At 49.9% G+C, this 22,175-nt stretch carries 37 protein-coding genes; 32 read left to right on the top strand and 5 right to left on the bottom strand.

Annotated elements, in window-relative coordinates:
* Nucleotides 1-74 precede the first annotated feature (74 nt).
* The 3 genes from PBOR_RS23440 (at nt 75) to spoIIM (ending at nt 2,532) form a co-directional block, all read left to right on the top strand.
* Nucleotides 75-647: an NUDIX hydrolase gene (locus tag PBOR_RS23440; RefSeq protein WP_042215882.1), complete on the top strand. Its 573-nt coding sequence runs from the start codon at nt 75-77 to the stop codon at nt 645-647.
* Nucleotides 638-1,834, top strand: a complete 1,197-nt coding sequence (locus tag PBOR_RS23435) for an endonuclease Q family protein (protein ID WP_042215879.1) — start codon at nt 638-640, stop codon at nt 1,832-1,834. The genes PBOR_RS23440 and PBOR_RS23435 overlap by 10 nt, the downstream gene beginning before the upstream one ends.
* A gap of 71 nt (nt 1,835-1,905) precedes the next feature.
* A complete protein-coding gene (spoIIM, locus tag PBOR_RS23430; protein ID WP_042215877.1) occupies nt 1,906-2,532 on the top strand; it encodes a stage II sporulation protein M in 627 nt (208 codons plus the stop codon).
* Between the two features lie 73 nt (nt 2,533-2,605).
* On the opposite strand, the gene PBOR_RS23425 is transcribed toward spoIIM, so the two are convergent.
* Together PBOR_RS23425 and PBOR_RS23420 are read right to left on the bottom strand one after the other, a co-directional pair.
* Entirely contained in the window at nt 2,606-3,820 is a 1,215-nt protein-coding gene (locus PBOR_RS23425) for a tyrosine-type recombinase/integrase (protein WP_042215875.1), read from the bottom strand.
* A 14-nt stretch (nt 3,821-3,834) separates the two neighbouring features.
* Entirely contained in the window at nt 3,835-4,275 is a 441-nt protein-coding gene (locus PBOR_RS23420; protein ID WP_042215873.1) for a hypothetical protein, read from the bottom strand.
* A 101-nt stretch (nt 4,276-4,376) separates the two neighbouring features.
* On the opposite strand from PBOR_RS23420, the gene PBOR_RS38640 reads away from it, so the two are divergent.
* Nucleotides 4,377-4,709 (top strand): LytTR family transcriptional regulator DNA-binding domain-containing protein, encoded by a 333-nt coding sequence (locus tag PBOR_RS38640; RefSeq protein ID WP_042215871.1) that lies wholly within the window; start codon nt 4,377-4,379, stop codon nt 4,707-4,709.
* A gap of 190 nt (nt 4,710-4,899) precedes the next feature.
* Here the strand turns inward: PBOR_RS38640 and PBOR_RS23410 are convergent, their stop codons facing one another.
* Nucleotides 4,900-5,151, bottom strand: a complete 252-nt coding sequence (locus PBOR_RS23410) for a helix-turn-helix domain-containing protein (protein ID WP_042215869.1) — start codon at nt 5,149-5,151, stop codon at nt 4,900-4,902.
* Nucleotides 5,152-5,256: 105 nt separating this feature from the next.
* Here PBOR_RS23410 and PBOR_RS38395 point away from each other — a divergent pair, with 105 nt between their 5' ends.
* The gene (locus tag PBOR_RS38395) at nt 5,257-5,379 is read left to right on the top strand and encodes a hypothetical protein (RefSeq protein ID WP_281191815.1); all 123 of its coding nucleotides are present in this window, start codon (nt 5,257-5,259) and stop codon (nt 5,377-5,379) included.
* On the opposite strand, the gene PBOR_RS35665 is transcribed toward PBOR_RS38395, so the two are convergent.
* The gene (locus tag PBOR_RS35665) at nt 5,376-5,720 is read right to left on the bottom strand and encodes a helix-turn-helix domain-containing protein (protein ID WP_042215867.1); all 345 of its coding nucleotides are present in this window, start codon (nt 5,718-5,720) and stop codon (nt 5,376-5,378) included. The genes PBOR_RS38395 and PBOR_RS35665 overlap by 4 nt on opposite strands.
* Nucleotides 5,721-5,875: 155 nt before the next feature.
* Between PBOR_RS35665 and PBOR_RS23400 the strand changes: the two genes are divergently transcribed.
* The 27 genes from PBOR_RS23400 (at nt 5,876) to PBOR_RS38505 (ending at nt 21,617) form a co-directional block, all read left to right on the top strand.
* Nucleotides 5,876-6,115 (top strand): helix-turn-helix domain-containing protein, encoded by a 240-nt coding sequence (locus tag PBOR_RS23400; protein WP_042215865.1) that lies wholly within the window; start codon nt 5,876-5,878, stop codon nt 6,113-6,115.
* Nucleotides 6,116-6,439, top strand: coding sequence for a hypothetical protein (locus PBOR_RS23395; protein ID WP_042215862.1), 324 nt, complete (start codon nt 6,116-6,118; stop codon nt 6,437-6,439).
* 129 nt (nt 6,440-6,568) lie between these two features.
* Nucleotides 6,569-7,084, top strand: coding sequence for a hypothetical protein (locus tag PBOR_RS23390; protein WP_042215860.1), 516 nt, complete (start codon nt 6,569-6,571; stop codon nt 7,082-7,084).
* A gap of 11 nt (nt 7,085-7,095) precedes the next feature.
* Nucleotides 7,096-7,389 (top strand): hypothetical protein, encoded by a 294-nt coding sequence (locus PBOR_RS23385; protein WP_042215858.1) that lies wholly within the window; start codon nt 7,096-7,098, stop codon nt 7,387-7,389.
* Nucleotides 7,386-7,655, top strand: coding sequence for a hypothetical protein (locus tag PBOR_RS23380; RefSeq protein WP_042215855.1), 270 nt, complete (start codon nt 7,386-7,388; stop codon nt 7,653-7,655). Before PBOR_RS23385 ends, PBOR_RS23380 begins: the two co-directional genes overlap by 4 nt.
* A gap of 318 nt (nt 7,656-7,973) precedes the next feature.
* Nucleotides 7,974-8,219: a hypothetical protein gene (locus PBOR_RS23370; protein WP_042215851.1), complete on the top strand. Its 246-nt coding sequence runs from the start codon at nt 7,974-7,976 to the stop codon at nt 8,217-8,219.
* Nucleotides 8,216-8,446, top strand: a complete 231-nt coding sequence (locus PBOR_RS23365) for a hypothetical protein (RefSeq protein WP_042215849.1) — start codon at nt 8,216-8,218, stop codon at nt 8,444-8,446. The genes PBOR_RS23370 and PBOR_RS23365 overlap by 4 nt, the downstream gene beginning before the upstream one ends.
* Before the next feature lie 104 nt (nt 8,447-8,550).
* Nucleotides 8,551-8,811 carry a hypothetical protein gene (locus PBOR_RS23360; protein ID WP_042215847.1) on the top strand — a complete coding sequence of 87 codons (261 nt, stop codon included), beginning with the start codon at nt 8,551-8,553 and terminating at the stop codon, nt 8,809-8,811.
* Complete coding sequence (locus PBOR_RS23355; RefSeq protein ID WP_042215845.1) at nt 8,808-10,796, top strand: AAA family ATPase; 1,989 nt, start codon at nt 8,808-8,810, stop codon at nt 10,794-10,796. The genes PBOR_RS23360 and PBOR_RS23355 overlap by 4 nt, the downstream gene beginning before the upstream one ends.
* 3 nt (nt 10,797-10,799) lie before the next feature.
* Nucleotides 10,800-11,705: a recombinase RecT gene (locus PBOR_RS23350; RefSeq protein WP_042215844.1), complete on the top strand. Its 906-nt coding sequence runs from the start codon at nt 10,800-10,802 to the stop codon at nt 11,703-11,705.
* Complete coding sequence (locus tag PBOR_RS23345; protein WP_042215842.1) at nt 11,705-12,412, top strand: MBL fold metallo-hydrolase; 708 nt, start codon at nt 11,705-11,707, stop codon at nt 12,410-12,412. Before PBOR_RS23350 ends, PBOR_RS23345 begins: the two co-directional genes overlap by 1 nt.
* A 220-nt stretch (nt 12,413-12,632) precedes the next feature.
* A complete protein-coding gene (locus tag PBOR_RS23335) occupies nt 12,633-13,556 on the top strand; it encodes a hypothetical protein (RefSeq protein WP_042215840.1) in 924 nt (307 codons plus the stop codon).
* Complete coding sequence (locus tag PBOR_RS35660) at nt 13,516-13,866, top strand: replicative helicase loader/inhibitor (protein WP_052429615.1); 351 nt, start codon at nt 13,516-13,518, stop codon at nt 13,864-13,866. The genes PBOR_RS23335 and PBOR_RS35660 overlap by 41 nt, the downstream gene beginning before the upstream one ends.
* Nucleotides 13,853-15,262 carry a replicative DNA helicase gene (dnaB, locus tag PBOR_RS23325; RefSeq protein WP_042215839.1) on the top strand — a complete coding sequence of 470 codons (1,410 nt, stop codon included), beginning with the start codon at nt 13,853-13,855 and terminating at the stop codon, nt 15,260-15,262. Before PBOR_RS35660 ends, dnaB begins: the two co-directional genes overlap by 14 nt.
* 15 nt (nt 15,263-15,277) lie before the next feature.
* The gene (locus PBOR_RS38635; RefSeq protein ID WP_425415502.1) at nt 15,278-15,439 is read left to right on the top strand and encodes a DUF6906 family protein; all 162 of its coding nucleotides are present in this window, start codon (nt 15,278-15,280) and stop codon (nt 15,437-15,439) included.
* Nucleotides 15,436-15,618, top strand: coding sequence for a hypothetical protein (locus PBOR_RS23320; RefSeq protein ID WP_042215837.1), 183 nt, complete (start codon nt 15,436-15,438; stop codon nt 15,616-15,618). Before PBOR_RS38635 ends, PBOR_RS23320 begins: the two co-directional genes overlap by 4 nt.
* A gap of 138 nt (nt 15,619-15,756) precedes the next feature.
* On the top strand, nt 15,757-16,170 hold the full coding sequence (locus PBOR_RS23315) for a RusA family crossover junction endodeoxyribonuclease (RefSeq protein WP_042215835.1): 414 nt from the start codon (nt 15,757-15,759) through the stop codon (nt 16,168-16,170).
* Between the two features lie 53 nt (nt 16,171-16,223).
* Nucleotides 16,224-17,219 carry a hypothetical protein gene (locus PBOR_RS37575; RefSeq protein ID WP_218918854.1) on the top strand — a complete coding sequence of 332 codons (996 nt, stop codon included), beginning with the start codon at nt 16,224-16,226 and terminating at the stop codon, nt 17,217-17,219.
* Between the two features lie 34 nt (nt 17,220-17,253).
* On the top strand, nt 17,254-17,490 hold the full coding sequence (locus PBOR_RS23305; RefSeq protein WP_042215831.1) for an IDEAL domain-containing protein: 237 nt from the start codon (nt 17,254-17,256) through the stop codon (nt 17,488-17,490).
* Nucleotides 17,459-17,887 (top strand): hypothetical protein, encoded by a 429-nt coding sequence (locus PBOR_RS23300; protein WP_042215829.1) that lies wholly within the window; start codon nt 17,459-17,461, stop codon nt 17,885-17,887. The genes PBOR_RS23305 and PBOR_RS23300 overlap by 32 nt, the downstream gene beginning before the upstream one ends.
* A gap of 16 nt (nt 17,888-17,903) precedes the next feature.
* Nucleotides 17,904-18,335, top strand: a complete 432-nt coding sequence (locus PBOR_RS23295) for a DUF5348 domain-containing protein (protein WP_042215827.1) — start codon at nt 17,904-17,906, stop codon at nt 18,333-18,335.
* Between the two features lies 1 nt (nt 18,336).
* Nucleotides 18,337-18,498, top strand: a complete 162-nt coding sequence (locus PBOR_RS37075) for a hypothetical protein (RefSeq protein WP_157764106.1) — start codon at nt 18,337-18,339, stop codon at nt 18,496-18,498.
* A 152-nt stretch (nt 18,499-18,650) separates the two neighbouring features.
* Nucleotides 18,651-18,845, top strand: a complete 195-nt coding sequence (locus PBOR_RS23290) for a zinc-finger domain-containing protein (protein ID WP_081972151.1) — start codon at nt 18,651-18,653, stop codon at nt 18,843-18,845.
* 4 nt (nt 18,846-18,849) lie between these two features.
* On the top strand, nt 18,850-20,529 hold the full coding sequence (locus PBOR_RS23285) for a DNA cytosine methyltransferase (RefSeq protein ID WP_245647880.1): 1,680 nt from the start codon (nt 18,850-18,852) through the stop codon (nt 20,527-20,529).
* Nucleotides 20,530-20,564: 35 nt separating this feature from the next.
* Complete coding sequence (locus PBOR_RS38390; protein WP_281191813.1) at nt 20,565-20,696, top strand: hypothetical protein; 132 nt, start codon at nt 20,565-20,567, stop codon at nt 20,694-20,696.
* 119 nt (nt 20,697-20,815) lie between these two features.
* Nucleotides 20,816-21,205, top strand: a complete 390-nt coding sequence (locus PBOR_RS38510) for a DNA adenine methylase (RefSeq protein ID WP_342671081.1) — start codon at nt 20,816-20,818, stop codon at nt 21,203-21,205.
* Between the two features lie 10 nt (nt 21,206-21,215).
* Nucleotides 21,216-21,617, top strand: a complete 402-nt coding sequence (locus tag PBOR_RS38505) for a DNA adenine methylase (protein ID WP_342671080.1) — start codon at nt 21,216-21,218, stop codon at nt 21,615-21,617.
* 58 nt (nt 21,618-21,675) lie between these two features.
* On the opposite strand, the gene PBOR_RS23275 is transcribed toward PBOR_RS38505, so the two are convergent.
* Complete coding sequence (locus PBOR_RS23275) at nt 21,676-21,960, bottom strand: hypothetical protein (RefSeq protein WP_042215821.1); 285 nt, start codon at nt 21,958-21,960, stop codon at nt 21,676-21,678.
* Between the last annotated feature and the right edge of the window lie 215 nt (nt 21,961-22,175).

The following is a 22,175-nucleotide window of genomic DNA, read 5'->3' as shown; positions in this document are numbered from 1 at the left end:
TGCATTCCTTCTTTCCTCTTAAGTTTGCTATAATACACCCTATGCATAACCATGCCAAAGGAGACCACAAATCTATGAAAAAAGATGAAATCAACCGCAACCCCGCATTGGATGAAGAAACATTGTCGACGAAGCCGATCTTCACAGGTAATATTATTTCGCTACAGGTGGATACGGTGAAGCTGCCGGACGGCAATACAGCAACCCGTGAGGTTGTGAAGCACCCGGGAGCTGTAGCTGTGCTGGCGCTGAATAACGGTAAAATGCTTGTAGTGGAGCAATACCGTCAGCCGATGCACCGGACCGAGGTAGAGATTCCGGCAGGTAAGCTGGATAAAGGCGAAGATCCGCTAGCGGCTGCTGGCCGTGAGCTTCAGGAAGAGACCGGATTCCACAGCGGCGGTCTGAAACTGCTGAAGTCCTTCTATACGTCTCCCGGCTTCGCCGATGAGATCATTCACCTCTACGTGACGGAGGATGTCCAGCCTGGAGAGATGGCGCTGGATGAGGATGAATTCCTGGAGGTCTCCGAGCTTACGCTGGAGGAAGCCTACCAGTATATCGCGGATGGACGTATTGCCGATGCCAAGACCATGATGGCTGTCTACGCCTGGCATCTGTATACGCTGACTGGACAATGGCACTAGAGTCTGCGCTGCAGAGCGTTTACTGCGACCTGCACGTGCATATCGGGCGGACTTCAGAGGGGCAGGCGGTCAAAATCAGCGGCAGCCGCGGGCTCACCTTCGCCGGTATTGCCAAAGAGGCGGCGGAGCGCAAGGGGGTAGGGCTCATCGGCATTATCGACAGCCACTCACCGGGCGTGCTGCGGGATATTCATGCGGCCCTGGAGTCCGGCGAGATGACGGTGGCGGAAGGCGGAGGGATTGCCTACAGGGGAACCACGATCCTGCTGGGGACCGAGATTGAGATCCGTGAGTCCGGGCGAAAAGAGTGCCATGTCCTGGCCTTCATGCCGGACCTTGGGACGATGGAGGAGTTCAGCGGCTGGATGAGCGCCCACATGCGCAATGTGAATCTCAGCTCCCAGCGCCTCTATGCCCCCTCCCGGGTGCTGCAGGATGAGATTACCGGGCGGGGAGGCCTGCTGATTCCGGCGCATATTTTCACCCCGCACAAAGGGTTGTACGGCTGTGCAGCGGAGCGGATGGCTGAATTATTTGACCTGGAACGCATTGCGGCGGTAGAGCTTGGACTCAGTGCAGATTCGGAGATGGCCGGGTATATCTCGGAGCTTGACCCGTACAGCTTCCTGACCAATTCCGACGCCCATTCCCTGGGCAAAATCGGCCGTGAGTATAATGTGATTGAGATGCAGCGGCCCTCGTTCCATGAGCTGAAGCTTGCGCTGATGCGCTCGGAAGGACGCCGGATCAGCGCCAACTTCGGGCTGAATCCCCGGCTGGGTAAATATCACCGCACTTACTGCGGCGGCTGCGGCAGCATTATCGATGAGGCCTATGCAACTTCAGAGCGCTGTCCGTATTGCGGCAGTGCGAAGCTGGTGAAGGGTGTGCTGGACCGTATTCTCGATATTGCCGACCGCGGGCAGCCGCTGGTTCCGGCGTACCGTCCGCCGTATCATTACCAGGTGCCTCTGGAGTTTATTCCCGGACTCGGGAAGCGCAAGCTGGATGATCTGCTGCAGGCGTTTGGCACAGAGATGAATATCCTGCACAAGGCGGCGGAAGCCGAGCTGGCCGCTGTCGCCGGGCCAATTCTTGCGGAGCAGATTGTACTTGCCCGTACAGGCAGGCTTGCGCTCTCTTCAGGAGGCGGAGGGACTTACGGCAAGGTCATTAAGGATAAGTAATCAAGGACAAGTCATAGAGCGGGACATTCCTTCATATGGTGTAACATGTGACCGGAAAGGAGAATGTCCTGATGCGCAGTTTAAGGCTGATGATGAAGGAACAGACGCCTCTTTATATTTTTGTTGCGGTGTTATTTCTGGTCGGGGTCGTATTTGGAGCGCTCATTGTCAGTGCACTGACGCTGGATCAGCAGCAGGAGCTGGGGGATTATCTGGGCAATTTCTTCATGACCGTGGATCAGCAGGGACTGCCTGCCGCTCAGGATTCGTACTGGGGGATTGCCGCATTCAATCTGAAGTGGGTCGGACTGATCTGGATTCTCGGCTTGTCGGTGATCGGACTCCCGGGCATTCTGATTCTGGATTTCCTCAAAGGCGTGCTGATCGGCTTCACCGTCGGCTGTCTCGTCAGCCAGTATTCCTGGCACGGCATGCTGTTTGCCCTGGTCTCCGTAGCGCCGCATAATCTGGTGCTGATTCCGGTGCTGCTTGTATGCAGTGCGGCAGCGATCGCCTTCTCCCTGCTGATGATCCGCAGCCGGGTGCTGGGCCAGCAGCGGCGTACCGGGGTGACCCGGCCTTTTGTAATGTATACCCTGCTGTCACTCGGCATGGCACTGCTGGTTATGGGAATCTCCGGATTTGAGGCTTGGGTGACCCCGGCGATGATGCGGTGGGTTACACCTCTTCTAATTTAGAAACGCTGTAAACGCTGGTGATATTGGGTTAATAAGTAGTGAACATGATGAGAAAATAACGGAAAAATCACATTTACTGCAAATTCTCTGGATTTAGGATGTTGTTGAAGTGAATCCGTCTTTTCTGAGAAGAATTTTTTTTCATCATCTCGGTTACATGAGTATATACTTTCAAGGTTGTCTTAGAATCGTCATGACCTACTCGCTGCATGATCGTTGGTAGGTCCACCCCGGCTTCCGCCAAAAAACTCACATGAGTGTGCCGGAAGATATGCGGGGTGGCCTTTTTTGTGATGGTGGTTCTTTTAAGAATACGATTCATACGCTCCAACAAAAGCTTCTGTGAAATAGGACGACCGTTCTCTTTGGCAAACAAGAACTTGGATTCATAAAAATCATCATGCAGTTTCTTGTATCGGGCCTGGCGTTCTTTTTTTACTAAGATATATTTTTGCATCATATCTATAATCAAGTCATCCAAATCAAATCTGCGCACAGAACCCGGAGTCTTAGGCGGTGTGATTTGAAAATGTTCATTTTTATTATTAGGATAGTAAATGGTTTTGGTGATGCGAACATCTTTTTCTTTCAACTTCAAATCCTCTTCATACAATGCGCACATCTCCCCGGGACGCATACCACTATAGGTAAGCATGTAGAACATTTCCGTATCTCCCCATAATCCATGCTTTATAACTTCGCCCAGAAATTCTTGTAGCTCATCCCGTTCTAAATATTTCTCCGAAATGTTTCCATTCTCCAAATCTTCGACAGTAACCTTATTTTTGGGCATGGTAATTCCTTTACAGGGATTATCGCCACGGAGATTATTTTTAATAGCCCATTCAAAAATCATATTGGCACAAATATGGATACTTCGGATATAAGAATTCGAATAGGCATTTTCTTTGAATAGTTCATTGAGTGCCTTCTGATATTGAGTATGCGTTACCCGGTCTATATTGATCTTTGAGATTTTCGTAAGCAATACCTGTAACGTCTTTTTCCGCAGGCGTATAGAGCTGGCTTTGACGTCTGTGGCAGAGTATACCTCAACCCAGGCATTGGCAGCATCTTCGAATGAAGTACGTTTTGCCTTTTTTAAATCGAACCCAGCTGTCAGCTGATCTACGACTGCTTGAGCACGGTTAGTGGCTTCCGTCTTGGTATCAGCTCTACGAGAAATTTGCCGGCGGACCCCACTGGCAGGATCGGGAGGACCCTCCATAACACAAAGCCATTTGTATCCTTGTTTATTGTTTGCGGGTATTTTCTTTGTGTAGGCCATAAAGATCGCTCCTCTTAGGAATTTTTTAAATGATCTTCCAACCGCTTTTCTATCCTCGCTAACCGTTCAAGATATCCACCCTGCGTGTAATCTCTGATCTCATATTCAATTGCTGCATAACAGATATCGATGGCCTCATATAAGAGCTCTCTGCTTTCGTAAAAACGCCAGAGAGTTCTGAAAGACAATGGATCGATGGGGAGCCTATCATTTCGATAGCGGGCCCGCCAGGCATCCAGGAAACAATAATAAAACTCTATATCCAGTCGGCAGACCATTACGAGCTTGTCCGCAGCATCGCTCTGATAATCTAGGTAATTGTTATAGAAGATGATCAAACTCTCATACATGTAATGGAGATCATAAGGATCGTGAATAACCTCCACAGCTTTGCCGACAAGGTATTCTTCATCTTCATCGTAAGTAGACTTTGAGTAATAGAATCCATAATCCATCGGATCACCTCCGAAGCCTGTAATATTTTATGTAATGCCGTATGTAGAACTTTGTCGTAAAATAATCTAAACCCATCCAGAAATCGGCAGAGGAGATACATATGATAAGACGAATGAAGAGGCTACAGCATAAGAAGAAGGATATATTTGAATGGAAGGACGTTGATCTTAAGGACGTTAATTATATTGATAAATGGCAACGGACAGAACATTCACAATCAGTACTCGCGTATCATACTACCACCGGATCTTATCAGGACTTGGATATTCTAGCGGAAGCAGCCGAATCTCTAAAAGGTGAAGGTTTTGTCTTGGTCGGACGAACGGCGCTTGTCCAGGAATCGAAAATCGACAACATACAATCAATAGAAAATAATGGATCATTGATTACGTTCAAAGACGGTAATAAATTGTACGTTTTGAAGCAAATTTAATAGCGAAAGTCAACCCCTTCAATGGGGTTTAGGGGTGTCTTTCGTTCGTCCTTTTTCGACAACGCTTTCTTACTTAATGTGATAAAGTATGTATTACAGCAAATAGATTTCGTGATTGTGAGGTGATCGAGAGAATCAATAGGTACTGATATACATGTACTTGTTCCTTAAGAGCAGCTGAGCTACTCTGCTATCGCCATTCCCAGACAAACAGATCATCTTGTAAACAGTCAAGGTGGTAAGCAATCAATGCTGCACGCTGAATACTCATGCTCGTGTATCCTGAGCGGAGATTGATGTAATCAGACATTTGTTGCTTACTAATGCCTATCTTATCTGCTAACCATTGCTGATTGATCTTAATCTGACTCGTCGCCGACTCCATCTTGTGGCGCCGGACAAGCAACTCGGGAATGCGACAGCGGACGGGAACAAGTTCCATCGCACTGCCCACCTAACTATTATACTATTTTTCTGGAACATTTACGAACATGAGTTCGTATGTTAATATGATAAAATAATCCACCTATGAAATGGATGGTGCAATATGAACAATAGAGAATGCCTGATCACTAAGATCATTGCGGCTACTGATGAAGAAATTAATGAACTTATGATGTTATTCAAAGAATATGAAGTAGAACAAAAAGAGAGTTGTGAAGAGACTTAATCTTTATCAGGAATAACTCTGTTCACTATTATTGTAAGATCCGGCAAGACTTCATCAGATGCGCGCATGATTTTATCAATAAGGTATTTTCTGTTCTCATCAATTTCTCTCGATGCTTGATTGTTTTTCTTCTTAGGATCATCCGTCTTTCCATATAGCCAATCCACTGATACTTCATAAAGGTCCGACAACAAATTAATTGAACCGATATCAGGTTCACTTACCTCGTTTTCATATCCACTTAAAGTCTTATTATGGATGCCAGTCTTCTTTTGTACTTCAACCTGTGTATAACCTTTCTTCTTTCTTGCTTTTCTTAATCTATCCGATACAACTGACAAATTTACTCACCTCCTTGACTTCAATAATTATAACTAAATTCCTAGTAACAAAGAATTAACTCTTAGAAATATAGAATTTAAGCTTGACGTATTAGAAACTAAGAGTTATATTATGAGTACGAAATCTTAATATCTAAGAGAAAGGGGCGTAGACAATGGAAATAAATCAGCGTATTCGTGAATTCATAAAGACTAATGGGCTTAAGTTTACTTACGTGGCTAAGGAATCCAATATTGATATGAAGAAGTTTTCTCGTATGATGACCGGAAAACAAAAAATTGATACTGATGAATATGAAACAATTTGTTCATCATTAAGAGTGAATCCAGGTTATTTTTTTGATCAAAAACTCTTAGAAAATAAGAATTATGAAAACGCCAAAGAGGTGATCTAGATGGCCGTAGTCGTGATGGACAGTGATGACCTGGAAAGATTGCTCGATAAAGTCGTATCGCGAGCAATCGAAGCTTATGCCGTGCAAGTTCCAGTGTCCTTACCACCGGTGCTGAGCAGAACTCAATTCATGGAGCTATTGAATATCAGTGCTCCAGTCGCAACAGCATTGTTTAAACGTCCTGATTTTCCAGTCAACCGCGAGTTCGGCAATCCACGGATTCCAACAGCCTTGTTGCTCCGCTGGATTGAAGAACACACCGATTGGGCTGAAGATAACGTCGGCGACAAGTTCAAGGCAATACGTAATCATGCTACAGGATAAAGAAAACCCGCCGAGCTGTACCGGCAGCGGCGGGCAGGGAAAGCGGCAAGGGGAATTGCTTAAGACAATCATACATCAGGCCTCTGTCCGATATAACCCGCAAAACCGGACAAAGGAGAGGATCAGAAGTTGGCAATCGGACAATTCGGACCAGCATTAGAACAAGCGTTAAAGCGCTCAGGCGATACCAGGGAGAAGGCAGGGCTCATCGTTCATGCTGACGCTTCATTAGTAGGGAAAATCGCCAGAGGGACCCGTAAGGCATCAAAGCCTGTCATGAGTGCGGCAGCTGAGCATTACGATGACGGTCAACTCTATCTGGCAGCGGCGGCAGAAGTCACCGGTGGTGCATCTGCTCCTTGGCTGGATAATGTGGACCTACATAGAGCAAGCGTGATGTTCAAGACAATAGAAGAGGTCAAGGAAGTACTGGAAGCCTCCAGCGACGCTCCAATCAGCAAGACAAACAAGCAGCTCAATGATTCGGAACGAAAGCAGATCAAGCGGTTGTTGATGGAGACAGTAGAGGCGATTACGGCTCTAACTCATCTGGCCGCTGTGCTTTGCAAGGAATATTCCTTCAGTTGGTTGTCGACCTGGAAAGAACACCGCGCTGACCTGAAGGCCAAACAATACATGAAATGAGGGAAGCTGAAATGATAACACTCGAACAATTGGAAGGGGAAGCGAGATTCGTGGCACAGAACGCTAAGCACAACCTGAAGCTGGTTAAACAGCAGGCAGCGGTAATTGACCCGGCAAAGCTGGAGAGCAACATTAAGTGGCTTGAAATGATGATTTCTTTGCATCAGAAGGATCTGGCAGCAGCAAAGGTACAAATGAAAAAAGCCCGCCTGGCAGGGCGGACCTCATTGAGAACTCGTCTAAAGTATCTCGTTGCGTCCATTTTACGGGACGATGACCGCAAAAGCAAGGGGGAAGCGGTGTGACAGAGCAGGAAGTGCAGGAATTCGCCGTAGCCCTGGTATCATCTTTTCTCCATTACAGACAACGGTGGTTTGAAGCTCTGGACTTGACGCAAGCAGCGTACTCAGATCGATTCGCCGATCCTCACCGTTACAACCGGGCTGTTAAACAGAACGAGAAGGCCACACATAATTGGGATTTGATTTCAGATATTACGAACCACCTTCTTACTCCCACTATCAAGATAGCGTTCGATGTGGAGTTGAAACGTAGAGAAAAAGCTATCTGAGCAGCGGCTTCGGCCCCTGTCTCCAAGCGTCGACCCTTAGAAATAACCTTTCCTCCGGGTTGGCGTTTGGAGATGCGGCTGACGCATCCGAGGTGGTGGCAGAACGAGTATGCAGCGCCTTAAAACGAAAAGTGAAGTAGGAGTGAAATTCTCCGGCGCTTATAAGAGTTTGTACGGCATGATCGTACAGAAAAACGCCCACTTAGCCTTTCCGGTGAAGCTTGCCCGAAACATGGCGGCCATAAACTACGATGCAAACCGATGCCGGGTTCAAGTCCCGGCCCACCTTGATCTTACATAGGAAGGAGGACAAGAGAAATGACTTTACAGAAACGGATTGAGAAAGCAGTTCAGACACTTAAAGATTTTCAAAACGCAGTGGACGATGCGAAACATACGACAACTGATATCTTGGTCAGCATTTCGGACTTCATTGATGATGATCTGAACGATTTGGTTGACGAACTCGAAGAAGTTGCAGATGAAGTCGGAGATGTGGAAGAAAAGCTGGAAGTGCTAGAAATTGCGCTGGATGAGCTTAAGGAAGGGAGTGAAACGGTTTGAATATCGACACAGGCGAATTGATCCGCCTTAAGCAATCTCAGCCCGTATCGGGTGGATTTGTACCGATTCCACGGGAGCTGCAGCGCGAAGCCAATAAGCATTTGAGTGAAAAAGACAGCGTGATTGTCGATCTTTCATCCAACGGACCATTGTCCAAATGGGCTAAGGCCCAACGGAAGAAGCGCCGGAAGGCTGTTCGTAAATCTCGCAAGCAAAATCGCAAATAAAAAACGCCCCGTTGCACCGGGACGCCTGCTCTTTGAAAACTGAAATATCAACTTGCCTCCATCTTAGCAGGTGGAGGCGCACTACACAAGAGGGAGTGAATGGAATGTCAACTGCCTATTCTGCTGACATTAGCGGTCAGCGCATCGAAGTAGAGATTGTACCTCCTACTAATTACTCGCCACCAGTGCTTTCGATCCGGCAGCAGTTCGGGAGCTTTCAGCTGCATGCTGATCCCGAGCAATTGGCTGAAGTCGAATATGCCATCCGGACCTATCTGGAAGGCATCCGTTATCCCGAAACACCTGATCAACAAATGATCTTACATGCCGAATGTGAATCGGCTATCGAGGAGGGGATCGCTTGAGTCGTATAGAGTTGGAGCGCTTAGGGCTACGTAATTTCAAGGGTATTAAGGAGTTTACTCTGACCGTCAATGGTGGTTACGCTGCTGTCTATGGCGATAACGCTACTGGAAAGACAACAATTTTTGATGGATTCACCTGGTTGTTCTTCGGTAAGGACAGTCAGAACAAGGCCGACTTCGAAATCAAAGGCTTGGACGGTGCCGGTAAGGTCCTACAGCACAAGCTGGAGCATGAGGTCGAGGGAGTATTCCTGATCGATGGCCGCCGCCGGACGTTCCGCAGGGTCTTCTCAGAGAAATGGACTAAGAAGCGCGGATCCGCAACGGACGCCTTCGAAGGGCATGAGACGAATTACTTCTTGGATGGGGTTCCTGTCAAAAAGGGAGAGTACACCGCTGAAGTGGATTCCCTCATTAAAGAGGAACTGTTCAAGCTTCTGACTTCACCTTCTTACTTCAATGAACAAATGAAGAAGGAGGATCGCCGGAAGACTTTGCTGGAAGTATGCGGCGACCTTACGGATGCCGAAGTGATTCACGGTAACAAGGAGCTTGCTCCTCTGCCCGGCATCCTCAGCGGGCGTGACCTTGATTCTCACAAGAAAGTGATCTCTTCCCGGTGCGCCGTGATCAACAAGGAGATCAAGGAGCTGCCGGTTCGCATCAGCGAAGTTCAGCGCCAGATGCCGGATGTTACGGAGTTGGATGAAGATTCACTTAAAGAAGACATGGCCGTCCTTCGCAATCGGGTTGTATCAGGTGAAGCTGAGCTTTCCCGAATTCTCTCCGGGGGCGAAGTGGCCGTGAAAGAGAAACGGCTGCGGGAGATTGAGGGCGAACTGATCGCCATTAAGAGCCGCATGCAGTCAGATGTCCTGGATAAGGTTGCTCTTAAACGGGATGCGGTCAACCAAATGCACATGGAAGTCAACCGGTACCGCCGGGACATTGAAGATAAGCAGCAGCGTATTCAGATCAATGAGCGGAAGGCCAAGGATCGTCAGCAGGAAGCGGATCGTCTCCGGACAGAGTTTTCTGAACTGAAGGGTTTGACCTTTGAACCTGCTGGTGATCACGATGCTCATTGCTCCGCCTGCGGCCAGTCTTTACCTGAAGATCAGGTCAAGGCTGCTCATGACAAGGCAGAGGCTGATTTTAACCGTAGGTTGGCCGAGCGAAAGGAACGTATTAACGCTTCCGGCAAAGCGGCGGTGGCTGATACTCAGAAGTTTGAACAAGAGATTGTCCGGTTCCAGGGAGAAATTGAGAGCTTGAAGAGCGCACTGCAGCTGCTCCAAGCAGAGTTGACTGACGCCGATGCTGAACTGACTGATCTTCGAGCTGGTGTTAAAGATCCTGCAGCGGATCCAGATTATGCCAGCAAGCAGGCTGAGGCAGCGACAGTACAGCAGCAGATCAGCGATCTGAAAGCTTCTTCTAATGATGCGGCTGCTGCTGTCCGGCAGAGCATTCTCCTGCAGCGTTCTGAAATTGCAGGAATGGAAAGTGATCTTGCTAAATTTGATGGTGTCCGCCGCGCGCAACTGCGTGTGACGGAGCTAGAGAACCAGGAGCGGGAATTGGCTGCTGAATACGAACGCCTACAGCATGAGTTGTTCCTCTGTGAAGAGTTCACCAAGACCAAGGTCAGCATGCTGGATGCCAAGATCAACAGTAAATTCAAGCTCGCCCGGTTCCGCCTCTTCGAGGATCAGATCAACGGCGGGATCAAGGAGGTTTGTGACACGCTGTATAAGGGCGTTCCGTATGACGGCGGGCTGAACAATGCGGCCCGGATCAATGTCGGACTGGACATCATCAATACGCTGGGTGAGCATTACGGTTTCAGCGCTCCGATCTTCGTGGACAATGCGGAGGCCGTTACCAAGCTGATCGGAACGGACGCTCAGGTAATCCGGCTGGTTGTAAGTGAAGCTGATAAGAAGCTGCGCATTGAGACGGCAGCTATACAGGAGGCGATTTAAGGGATGAGTACAGGTAATCAGGTGGCGATTATTCAAAAGGACATCACCGATGATGTTAATCGGAGTCTTACACGGTTGCAGGATGACGGGTTGATCTTGCCTATGAATTACAATGCGAGCAATGCGCTAAAAAGCGCCTTCTTCAAGCTCCAGGAGGTTCAGGATAAGAATGGCAAGCCTGCGTTGGAGGTTTGCTCGCGGGAATCTGTCGCAAATGCCCTGCTGGATATGGTTGTGCAAGGTTTAAGCCCGGCCAAGACACAATGTTATTTCATTGTGTACGGCAGCAAGCTTCAGCTTAATCGCTCCTATTTCGGTACACAAGCTGTTCTTAAGCGTTTGTCCAACGTAAAGGATATTTGGGCAAACGTGATTTATAAGGGTGATGTTTTTGAATATGAAGTGGCAGGTGGACGCGAAAAATTAGTCAAACACGAAACCAGTTTTGAGAATCGGGACAATGAAATTCTAGGTGTGTATGCCGTCGTGAAGTCGGTTGATGATGAAGAAATCCTTACCGTTATGACAAAAAAGGAAGTTGACGCATCGTGGAGTCAGAGTAAAACAAGTCAATCTGTCCATAAAAAATTCCCGCAAGAAATGGCAAAGCGGACTGTTATCAACCGTGCGGCCAAGGCTTACATCAACACCAGTGACGACAGCGACCTGCTGGTCGATGCTATTAATCGGTCGACAGATAATGAGTATGAAGAGCGTATCGATGTGACGCCTGAAGAGGTCAAAGCAGAGATTGCGGAGCACGCGAACAGAGAAGTGATTGATATCGTACCGGAAGTTACTCCGCCGTCATCAAAACAACAGACGGCACCACGTACGAAGCAACTTGTCGATGACCCTTATGATTTTGCTGATGATGTTCCGCCACTTGAACAAGAGATGGATTTCTAATGATCGACATCCAATGTCTCGGCTCCAGCAGTGCCGGTAATGCCTACCGTATATCGGACGGCCACACCGCGATCCTGCTGGAAGCCGGTTTTCCTTATAAGTCGATTCAGCGGGCTCTTAACTTCCGAATGTCGGACATTTCCGGTTGCTTGATCACACACGAGCACCTGGATCATAGCAAGGCTGCTCCTGACATTATGAGAGCAGGCATCAACATTTATACCAGTGCTGGTACGGCGGCTGCCAGAGGGCTGTCAGGTCATCGCCTGAAGGTCATCAAGGCGCTGGAGAAGTTCACGATAGGCACCTGGACGATTCTACCGTTCGATATTCAGCATGATGTGGAGGAGCCGTTGGGCTTCCTTCTTGCCAATACAGCGGGCGATAAGTTGGTCTTCCTGACAGATACCTATTACTGCCGGCATCGCTTCAGCGGGCTGACTCACATCATGTGTGAGTGTAATTATTCTCTGGATATCGTCAATGAGCGGGTGGCTGCTGGTCATCTTCATCCAGCACAGAAGAAACGGCTGCTTCGTTCTCATTTCTCCCTGGAGAATGTGAAGGAGATGCTGAAAGTCAATGATACCCGGAATGTCGAAGAAATCTGGTTGCTTCATTTATCCGACGGTAACAGCGATGCTGAGCGCTTTAAGCAAGAGATCCAAGAGACCACCGGCGCGCTCGTCCGGGTAGCAGATCGATGAACGGCCCGATGGGTGAACGGATCTGGACCAGCATGATCAGTGACCGATTGTGGGCCTTGCGGTCAACTGACCCGGAATCATTCAAAGCACAGGTCAAAGAGTACTTCGCTCGGGGCATCAGGGCTTCACCGTGGTCCGAGCAAAGTACCCACACATTTATATTCAGGACGATAGAAACAATCAAGTGAATTAGCACGGCTGCTGCGGGAGGGGGGAGTGAATGACGGAGTCAGCCAGAGAACCAACTATGGCCGGCCTCCTTAACCAGTATGAAGCGATAGGCGGTCCTGAGGAATATGGACCAGAGGGAATTGCAATCATGGTCGCCTTATGGCGGAAGTCTTGCAAGCTGGGATGGAAGCGGGCTTTCCAAATGACAAACACTGAGCTTACACTTCAAACCGGAATAAAGAGTCGGGATACCATTAACACACATCGTAGCAAACTCGTCAATGCCGGATTGATCGGCTATACTTCCCCACCTCGGGGGAGTGCCAAGGGCAGTTACACGATCAGATTTGATCTAATAGTTGTCGGCGAACCTGTCCAAAATTCGGACCACTTTAATATAGTTGGTGAAGAAGTGGTCCAAAAACCGGACCACTTTTCAAAAGCTGACGGTGAAGCTGTCCGAAAATTGGACCACTTTCCCGACACTGTATTAAAAGATCTTAGTACTACTATTACTTCTACTACTGACAATGAGTTCGCTGATGAGATTGATCAAGGCAAGCCAGGAGATATGTTCGAACTTTTAAATGCCTTTTGCAAAATGAATCACAGACTTGATATTCACATTTCCCCACGTGAACGCGAAGCCATGGGTAGGATGGTCGCCGGAGGTACGCCTAACCCTTTTACCATCCGAACTATGGAGAGCCTGCTTCAGGCAAAGCGAGAACGTGAGGGAGACGACTTTAAGTATCCCACAAGCTTTTTATACTACGTGGACGGGATTAAAAAAGCCTGGCTGAACTCTCAAACTACCGCAGCACAGACTGACGGAGTCGCCCCGAGAGAGACGACAGATAAGCCGCAGCGCCAGACCAAACAGCAACGAGAGCTTGCCGAATTAGACATGATGATCGAGGAGGAACGACGACGTGGAGAAGCTGGAGGTCATTCTTCTGGTCCGCACCATTAAGGCCAACTATCCCGGATTTGACAAGTCGCCCGAAAACATTGAACGGTTGTACAAATACCTGAAGGATTTCCCGTTTGAAGCTGCCAAGGAGAATGTTGACGCCCATATCAAGACAAAGGAATTTCCGCCAAATGTTGCGGAAATTCGCGGCCGTCTCGGGGAGCAGATTGAGCGGGAGCAGATGAAAATTCTGACTGATCAGCACTTTGCTAATCTCGACACCTGGAGCGCCAGCAGCAAACCGCCGCCTGAAGGGTACTGGGACGAAGTGAAGCGGAAGATTCGAGGCGAAGCAAATGTTGAATCGTGAAGAAATGCTAGAACAGATGGGCATTCAGCCACCGATTGATCTTGAAGCAGAGCAGGCTGTTCTTGGAGCCGCACTTTTGGACCAGACGGCTTACGATGCTGCTGCAGACATCTTGCAGGGCGGAGAATTCAGCGATAAAGGCCATGCCCGTATCTTCCGGGCTATGCGCAAGTTGAACGACGCAGAACTGCCGATCGATATGGTCAGCTTGACCTCCCAGCTCAAGGACAGCGAGGAGCTCGAGAAAGTCGGTGGAGTCAGTTATCTGGCTCGGATGGCTGGAGCTGTTCCAACCGTGGCGAACGCCGGTTACTATGCGGAGCGGGTACAGGAAATGTTCCTCCGACGCCAAGCCATAGACACTGCAATGGACCTGCTGCGCAACGCTGGAGAGGAACAGGACGTGAAGGGCTTCATCGCGATGGCGGAACATGCTGTTTCGAAACTCTCCGATCAGTCCGTGCCGATTCGGGAGTTTGCCACCATGAAGGACGTCCTTATGCAGGTCTGGGAAGATGCCGAGCAGCGGTACAGCGTACGGGAAACATCACGAGGGATCACCGGTATCCGGTCTGGTTTTGACGACCTCGACAAGATGACATCCGGCTTCCAGCGAAATGATCTGATTATCGTTGCTGCCCGGCCATCGGTGGGTAAGACAGCGTTCGCCCTGAACATTGCTCAGAACGTGGCAGTCCGCGCCAAAGAGACCGTTGCCGTATTCAGCCTTGAGATGTCCAATGCTCAGCTCGTACAGCGCATGGTCTGTGCTGAAGGCAACATCGATGCCAGCCGGATGCGGACCGGGCACTTCGAGGAAGATGATTGGCAGAAGATGTCCATGGCGATGGGGTCTCTATCCGAGGCTGACATCTACATCGACGATACGCCAGGAATCACGGTCAACGAGATCCGTTCCAAGTGCCGTCGGCTCAAGAAGGAAAAGGACCTCGGCATGATTGTTATCGACTACCTGCAGCTTATCCAAGGCAGGGGGCAGCGGGGAGTGAACCGGCAGGAAGAGGTGTCTCAAATCAGCCGGACGCTGAAGCAGCTTGCGCGGGAACTTGAGGTTCCGGTGATTGCACTGTCCCAGCTCAGCCGCGGTGTGGAGCAACGCCAGGACAAACGCCCGATGATGAGCGACCTTCGGGAGTCTGGCTCCATCGAGCAGGATGCCGATATCGTAGCCTTCTTGTACCGAGATGACTATTACGATAAGGAATCCGAGAAGAAGAACATCATCGAGATCATTATCTCAAAGCAGCGGAATGGCCCGGTGGGCACGGTAGAGCTGGTGTTCCTTAAGGAATTCAATAAATTCGTCAACTACGAGCGGGCACACAGCGACATTCCGGCTCCGCCGGATGATATTGATAAACGCAAATGGGCATGAGAAAGGGGAATTGTGATGAAGCAGGAAAAGCGGCCAACACGCCGGCAGATGCTTGAAATTCAGGCAGCTGGCTTGAGTGCGTGGAATTGGTTTGTGGAGCGGGATACGCGTGAACAGTTAGTACTGATAAATCGGTACTCCGGCAAGCCCCGGACGATCCGGAGGGCAGTGTCGTGAGTGGCGCTTGGAATTACTGGCACGTCTATCACTTCATGGTCACCTACTACCAGAACACGGGGCTCGTACCGGAGCGCTCGGTTCTGCTGGCAGAGTTTCCTTCTCTGGATCCTGAACAGGTGGACGAAGGCATCGCCGAGTTCAATCTCGTGATGGGGAAACGGGGTGAGGCTGGATGATCCCGGATAGACCCATTGATCCTTTGTTCCAGCAGAAATATTACTTCGCTGTTTTTGATAAACGCGGGCATGTAATCGGCACGGTGTATGTTCTGGACACCGATATGAAGCCGCGCAGGGAAGGGGGAGGGAAACAAGATGATCCAGTTCGTGGTGTACGGAGAGCCAGTCGCTCAGGGTCGGCCTAAGTTCAGTACTGCAGGCGGATTCACCAGGGCATATGACCCGGCCAAATCCCGGGATTACAAGGATTATGTCCGGCTGGCCGCCCGGGAATATGCACCGGCTGCTCTGCTGGAAGGAGCTTTAGGCATTGCTATCACAGCTTATCGTTCCACACCGAAGAGCTTCAGTAAGAAGAAGGCGGCGGAAGCTGAGCGGGGCGAAATTCTCCCGGTCACTAAACCGGATGCTGACAACTACCTGAAAGGGGTGAAGGATGCTCTGAAGGGCATCATCTGGAAGGATGACAGCCAGGTGGTGGATGCTTTCGTCCGGAAGCGGTATAGTAACCGGCCGCGCATTGAAGTGAAGATCAAGGAATTAACTTAATCCAAACATGAAGGGAATGGGGAATTGTGGGATATCTCGATTTTAAAGGGCTTGTGAAAAAGGTTGACTTGAAGGCTGACGGTGATGTGAACATCTTGCTGGTTGTGTCCGGCGAAGAGCTTCGCGGAAAGATTGAATGGCTGCATGAAATGATCGGGGATAAGGTGACAGCCTCGCTGGACTCCGCGGTTGTTAATTACAACATCGAGATCAATGCCCGGACAGAGAAGCCGATCAAGACCTACAGGGTGGATAACGGTGTTGTGTCCGAAGTGAAGCCAGAAGGTGAGCAGCTTGCGATGGACCTGGGGCTTCCCGCCGAGAAGATCGAGATTAAGCAGCAGCCGGCAGAAATCGAACTGGCCATCATCGAAGAATTCATCCAGTCCGGCCTGGCGCCGACCTTCGAGGATTTGGATTATGATTTTGTCGCCTTCTCCCTTCGTTTGGCCGGCGGGGAGACTTACATGAAGATCGCTTCTGAGCTCGGCATCAGCAGTGGCAAGATCGTCGAAAAGATTGATGAATACCGCAAGCGTGTAGCCCCTTCCGCAGCAGCTTGGCATGAGTGGATGCAGTCCCAGGGTGTAGCCCCTTCCGCAGCAGCTGAGGCAGCTCCAGTCACTGAAGATGGCGGTTCGGCTGAAGGTGAAGACGGAGATATCGTTATTGAAGAAGCAGACGGCCCTGTTCAAGATGGTGAAGGCGATGGATTCGTGCCGGAGTGGGAAAGCGGTGCTGACCAGGGAACAGGTGATCCGTCCGGTGAACCAGGTCAGGACCCGGCAGACCCTACAGATGCTGAAGAAGTGGATAAAGACGAGTTGGATGCCTTCATTCTGAAGGAACGCCCGATCTTCCCGGAAATTGAGCATCAAGGTCAGCCTATCCCGTTCCCGGACCTGATCGAGAAGCGGGCTAAGGAAGACAAGACTTGGCTGGAGATCGCTGTTTCTCAGGGAATGACCAAGGGACAGTTCCAGGGGAAATTCAGCGCCTACAAGAAACTGGCAGCTAAGAAAATGAAGGGTGGCGGAGGAGCAGCTTAACAGCTGCTTCTTCTCTTACAAAGGAGGGAGCGCGATGTTCATCGATTTCGGGATGCTCATGCAACTGCGGTATGAAGCCATGCTGAGTGTCCACGCTGATGCAATTTGGCAAGCCTCTATCCAACGCTTTAATGAGGAACGTCTGCTCAAGCTGATCGACCAGGCACTGGATGATCAAAATCCTGAAGCATTTTACCAATACTCGGCAGAGTTGGCCGGAGTAAGGGCGGTGCAGGCTTATGGGCAAGTCACATCGGCGTCCAAAGGATGAATCCATCCGGAAGTTAGCAGACCGGATCACCCGGGCGGTGAAAGCCCATGGAATCACCGTACAGCGGTATGACGCCTTCACCACCAACAGTGTTTACCTCAAATTCGATTACGGCGTGGCGAACAGCGTCCGGATTAGCGATCACATGGGGAAGCTCAGCAGGTCCAATCGCTTCAACCTATTGAAGAACATCGATCACAGTTATGTCGAACTGGATCGCTATCTCAAATACTTCTATTGCACAAATGATTTGGAAAAGTTGGTCGCTGACATTATCCAGAATCGCAAGGACCAGGTCGAGAAGTACGGACCACGGTACTATGATTTCCTGATGAAACGAAATAAAGCGGCTAACACCGACACTAAGGGATTTTGGAGCAAGGCCAGGATTGTATAAACGGGAGGGACTTGGGATGAAGGACAAAATCAAGGCGGCTCTGATCAAATTGGAGCCTGAGCTGAAGCGGGTAGCCAAGCTGATTGAGGAAGGAGAGAATGACGGGATTTATGACCGAGAGGATCCTGATGCTCAGTATCTTCGGAGTATGTTCAATGTAATCAGCGAAGATTTGAGCAAAACTCGGCGTTACATCCGGCAGCTCTCCGCTCCACTTGTGGCAGAAGAGACCATTTATAAACGTCCAGACGGACGGTATGGAAGCAGGACTTCCTATTATACATCCGGTGCGGCAATAGAGTATCTGTTCACCGATTCTTGGGGCGATCAAGTTTGGGTGTACTCCCACATCGAGCATAACGGTGAGGATTACTACATCGTTAATAATCCTAAGCTCTCACTTGAAGGGCTGCGGGTAAGAGTCAAGCGATTGCCTATGTGGGATTAGCATGAACTGGCGCGCTGCGACTCCCCAGCAATTACGGATGGTAATGTGGGACCCCGGCGCGCATCCGGTTCACCGGCAGGAAGCTGCCGCGGAGCTGTTCCGGCGGCGCCGGCAGAAGTGGGGCAAGACCAACTACAAAATGAAGAGGGTGTATCCCAAATGAAGACAGTCATTCGCTTCAGAGACGACAACGGCCGGATCATGACAGCGCGGGAAGAGGAACTGCCGAGTCCAAATCGGGTACTAGTTCGGTTTAGCATTGCGATGTTCGTCCTGTGGCTGCTACTGAACTGCCTTATATAGAAAGGATGCTGAATGATGAGCAGGCTACAGGTGGTCTACGCAATAAGCGATATCCTCCAGCATTGCGGGGTCTGCCCGCAGCGCGTGAAGCTTAGCCAGAAGTATGGCAGCACTTATTCCAAAATAGACGGGTATTGCAACCGGGAGTGTCCGGTAGGTGGATTGCTGCAGCTGCAGGGAAAAGAACTCATACGTGAAAGGGCGTGAAGCTTTGGGCTTACCAGATAACATCATCTATAAAACAGCAGCGTTCCTCTTTGCGGGGATCGGTGGGGCCACGGCCGGAGCAATGCGCTCAACAGTTGAATATGGCGGCAAGGTTTATAAGTTCAAGGTACTGTGCTCGATCGACAACGACCCTGTTGCATGCCGGAATCATGATCAGATCTGCGGTGAGAAAACTTCTGTGGTAATGGACTTGTTCAAGCGTTGGCAGTACAAAGCCTGGCACGGACATGAGCCGCCTGAGACTTGGAGGGAAACAACGCCTTGGGATATCTGGCAGGCATTCAAGGAGCAGGTACCGTTCTTTCTGTTCCTCTCACCGCCATGCAAGGGCCTGAGCGGGCTACTGCCGTCTGATAAGGCAGCATCCGCTCAGTATCAGGCGCTTAATTTCCTTACTGTTCATGGATTGGAAATGGCTTTGCAGGCTTGTCTGGAGTATGGAGGAGCCATCCCGGCAGTCATTCAACTGGAGAACGTACCGAGAATCACCAGTCGGGGCGAACCTTTATTGAAGCAGATTCTGAAGATGCTTAAGAAATACGGATATGAGGTAAGTGTTCGGTCTGATCACAACCTGGGTACCATTGGCGGGCTTGGGCAAAACCGAGTGCGGTTTCTCCTTAAAGCTCGCGATCCAAAGCAGATTCCGAATGTGATTTACTATCCAGAAGCTAAGCCCATGAAGAGCATCGGAGAGGTACTTGTACCCTTGCCTGCCCCAGGAGATACAGTTGCAGGCGGTCCGATGAACAAATTACAGCAGCTGCAGTGGAAGACTTGGATGCGATTGGCCCTTATACTCGCCGGCGGAGATTGGCGAGATCTGAACAAAGTCAATTGGCAGAACTTGCGAATTGCACATGAACCGCGGCGAGGGGCATACGAAGTGGCTGATTGGAATGAACCGAGTAGAGCAGTAACCAGCACGGCGGGACCCGGTCGCAGCAATGGTGTTGCCGCAGTGTCGGACCCACGGCTTCATATTAACAGCGAAGGCAAGACAAATATTCTGCGGATACAATCGGTAGATGAACAATCCTCTTGCATAACCGGTGCTGCTGGACCATATCAGGGCGGAGCCAGCATCGCTGATCCTGCATTGAAGGAACGGCCTAGTCGTCACCCGGCAGCCTACCGGGTAGTGCGGGTTGACGAGGTGGCGCCATGTGTGACAGGTACGCGATTTGGCAGCGGGGCTATTGCCATTGCAGATCCTTTGCTGAAATGCACTCCACGGGCGGATAGCTACGGTGTCCAAGACTGGGATCAACCAGCCAAGACAGTGATTGGCAGCGCCGATATTCATGCTTCAGCTGCAGCGGTAACTGATCCGAGAATTCCGAAAGACAACGAACAGGGAGTTTGGGTGATAATCGCCCAAGATGGTACTTGGCACCGGCCGCTCACTACCTATGAGCTCGCCATGCTGCAGAACTTCCCGACGCATCTTCCAGACGGCAGACCGTTCCAGCTTGAGGGCTGTAATGATGCCAAGGCACGGGAGTACATCGGGAATGCTGTTCCTCCGGGAGCTGAGGAGGCTATGGGCAATGTCATCCTGATGGCGGCAGCGGAAGCTGAAGCGGGCATATCATTCCAGCTCAGTTGGAATCCAGTTTGGGTTGCTCCTGGTGAGGAGCAGCGGCCGACAGTGCTGCATTGATTAGGTCTGCTGCGGGACAGGTGGAGTTTAGCCTATTGGGCAAGCATTCCTTCGGTGGTGTCTGCTCAGCGACGACTGTCGTGCTGGCTCAGCTAGGGGACATAGCTCATCCGGACTACCGCATCGCTGGCAGTGACAGCCTGGACCGCCGGAGCCTGTACCGTTAGGGCAGCCGCCTTGTCCTCGAAAGATTCATGTTCCATTACATGACACCAATGACAAGTAGTGAGAAAGGAGACACCCATTTATCCTACAAGAAGACAACATACAGAGAGGAGGGAGAGCCTTGAAGGTACCACGCATACTCCATTACCCTGGCAGCAAGTGGAGCATGGCCGAGTGGATCATCAGCCACATGCCAGCACATACGACCTATCTGGAGCCGTACTTTGGAAGCGGGGCGGTGCTATTCAACAAACCACCGGCAGTACTAGAGACGGTGAATGATCTGGACGGAAGTGTCGTGAACCTTTTCCGGGTGATCAGGGATAAACCTGACGAACTGGCCCGGGCAGTGTACTGGACTCCATATAGCCGGGACGAATACCTCTCCTGTCAAACGGGGGGGGGATTCAGACCTCGAAAATGCCCGCAAATTTCTTGTTCGCTGTTGGCAGAGCATCAGGGTCAAAACGGGTTCTATCTCGGGATGGAAATGTCGGGGAACACCGGATGATTCTTACCGGGTGAAACAGTGGAACGGCCTGCCGGAGAAAATTAGTATCGTGGCAGAACGTCTGAAGGATGTTCAGATTGAAAACCGCCCGGCGTTGCAGGTAATCGCTCGGTACAATCGGCCTGATGTGCTGATATATGCGGATCCGCCGTACCTGCTTGAGACCCGGAACGGACCGATTTACGACAATGAAATGACAGATGCTGATCATACACAACTGCTTGAAGCTCTGGCGGTGCATCCAGGACCGGTATTCCTTAGTGGATATGACAATTCACTCTATAACGAGTGCTTGTCTGGATGGCACCGGCAGGAACGGCAGCAGACCATTGAAACCGGACAGAGCCGGACAGAGGTGTTATGGATCAACCCGGCAGCAGCAGGGCAGGTCGGACAGATGCAGTTATTTTAAGGGGCTTTAACAGCCCCAGGGAGGGAACAGATAGCACCCCTCCCACCAGTGATTTGAATTAAATAAAAAATGGAAGCAAGTACAAAGCGGTAATGGCACCAAATGGTATATGTCGCGGATAAAAGCGGCGGCGAGGATAGAAGCCTGGATAGTATCCAAATTGTCTGTAAGTTGATGCGTTAGCGGGCATTCCGTTCATCATTTCATTTGTTGGAACAGCAAGTGTAACGTAATCCTGATCAATATGAGCAATAAACCCATCGTGAGACTGACCATCAGTTGTAGTCATGCCAACATATTTATTCATGCAGTTCCAAGCGACTTGTTGATAATTTGTTTCCATGGATAACCTCCTAAAATAATATCTCGACATCAGTCTATGGACTACAACCTATATCAATCACGGCATATGCCTATAACTCAAAAGTTTCATGATAAATAAAGTCCATTTTAAGAATCGGAGTGTATTGAAATTAGAAAAAGGGATGCGTAACCAGTATGAGCATAGTGGGGATAATTAATCGTATGGAAAGGCCATCCGTTAAGATGGCCTTGATC

The organism is Paenibacillus borealis (assembly GCF_000758665.1).
Lineage (GTDB): Bacteria > Bacillota > Bacilli > Paenibacillales > Paenibacillaceae > Paenibacillus_AQ > Paenibacillus_AQ borealis.
The sequence above is the reverse complement of the archived record's forward strand: the minus strand, read 5'-3'. Positions and strand labels throughout refer to the sequence as shown.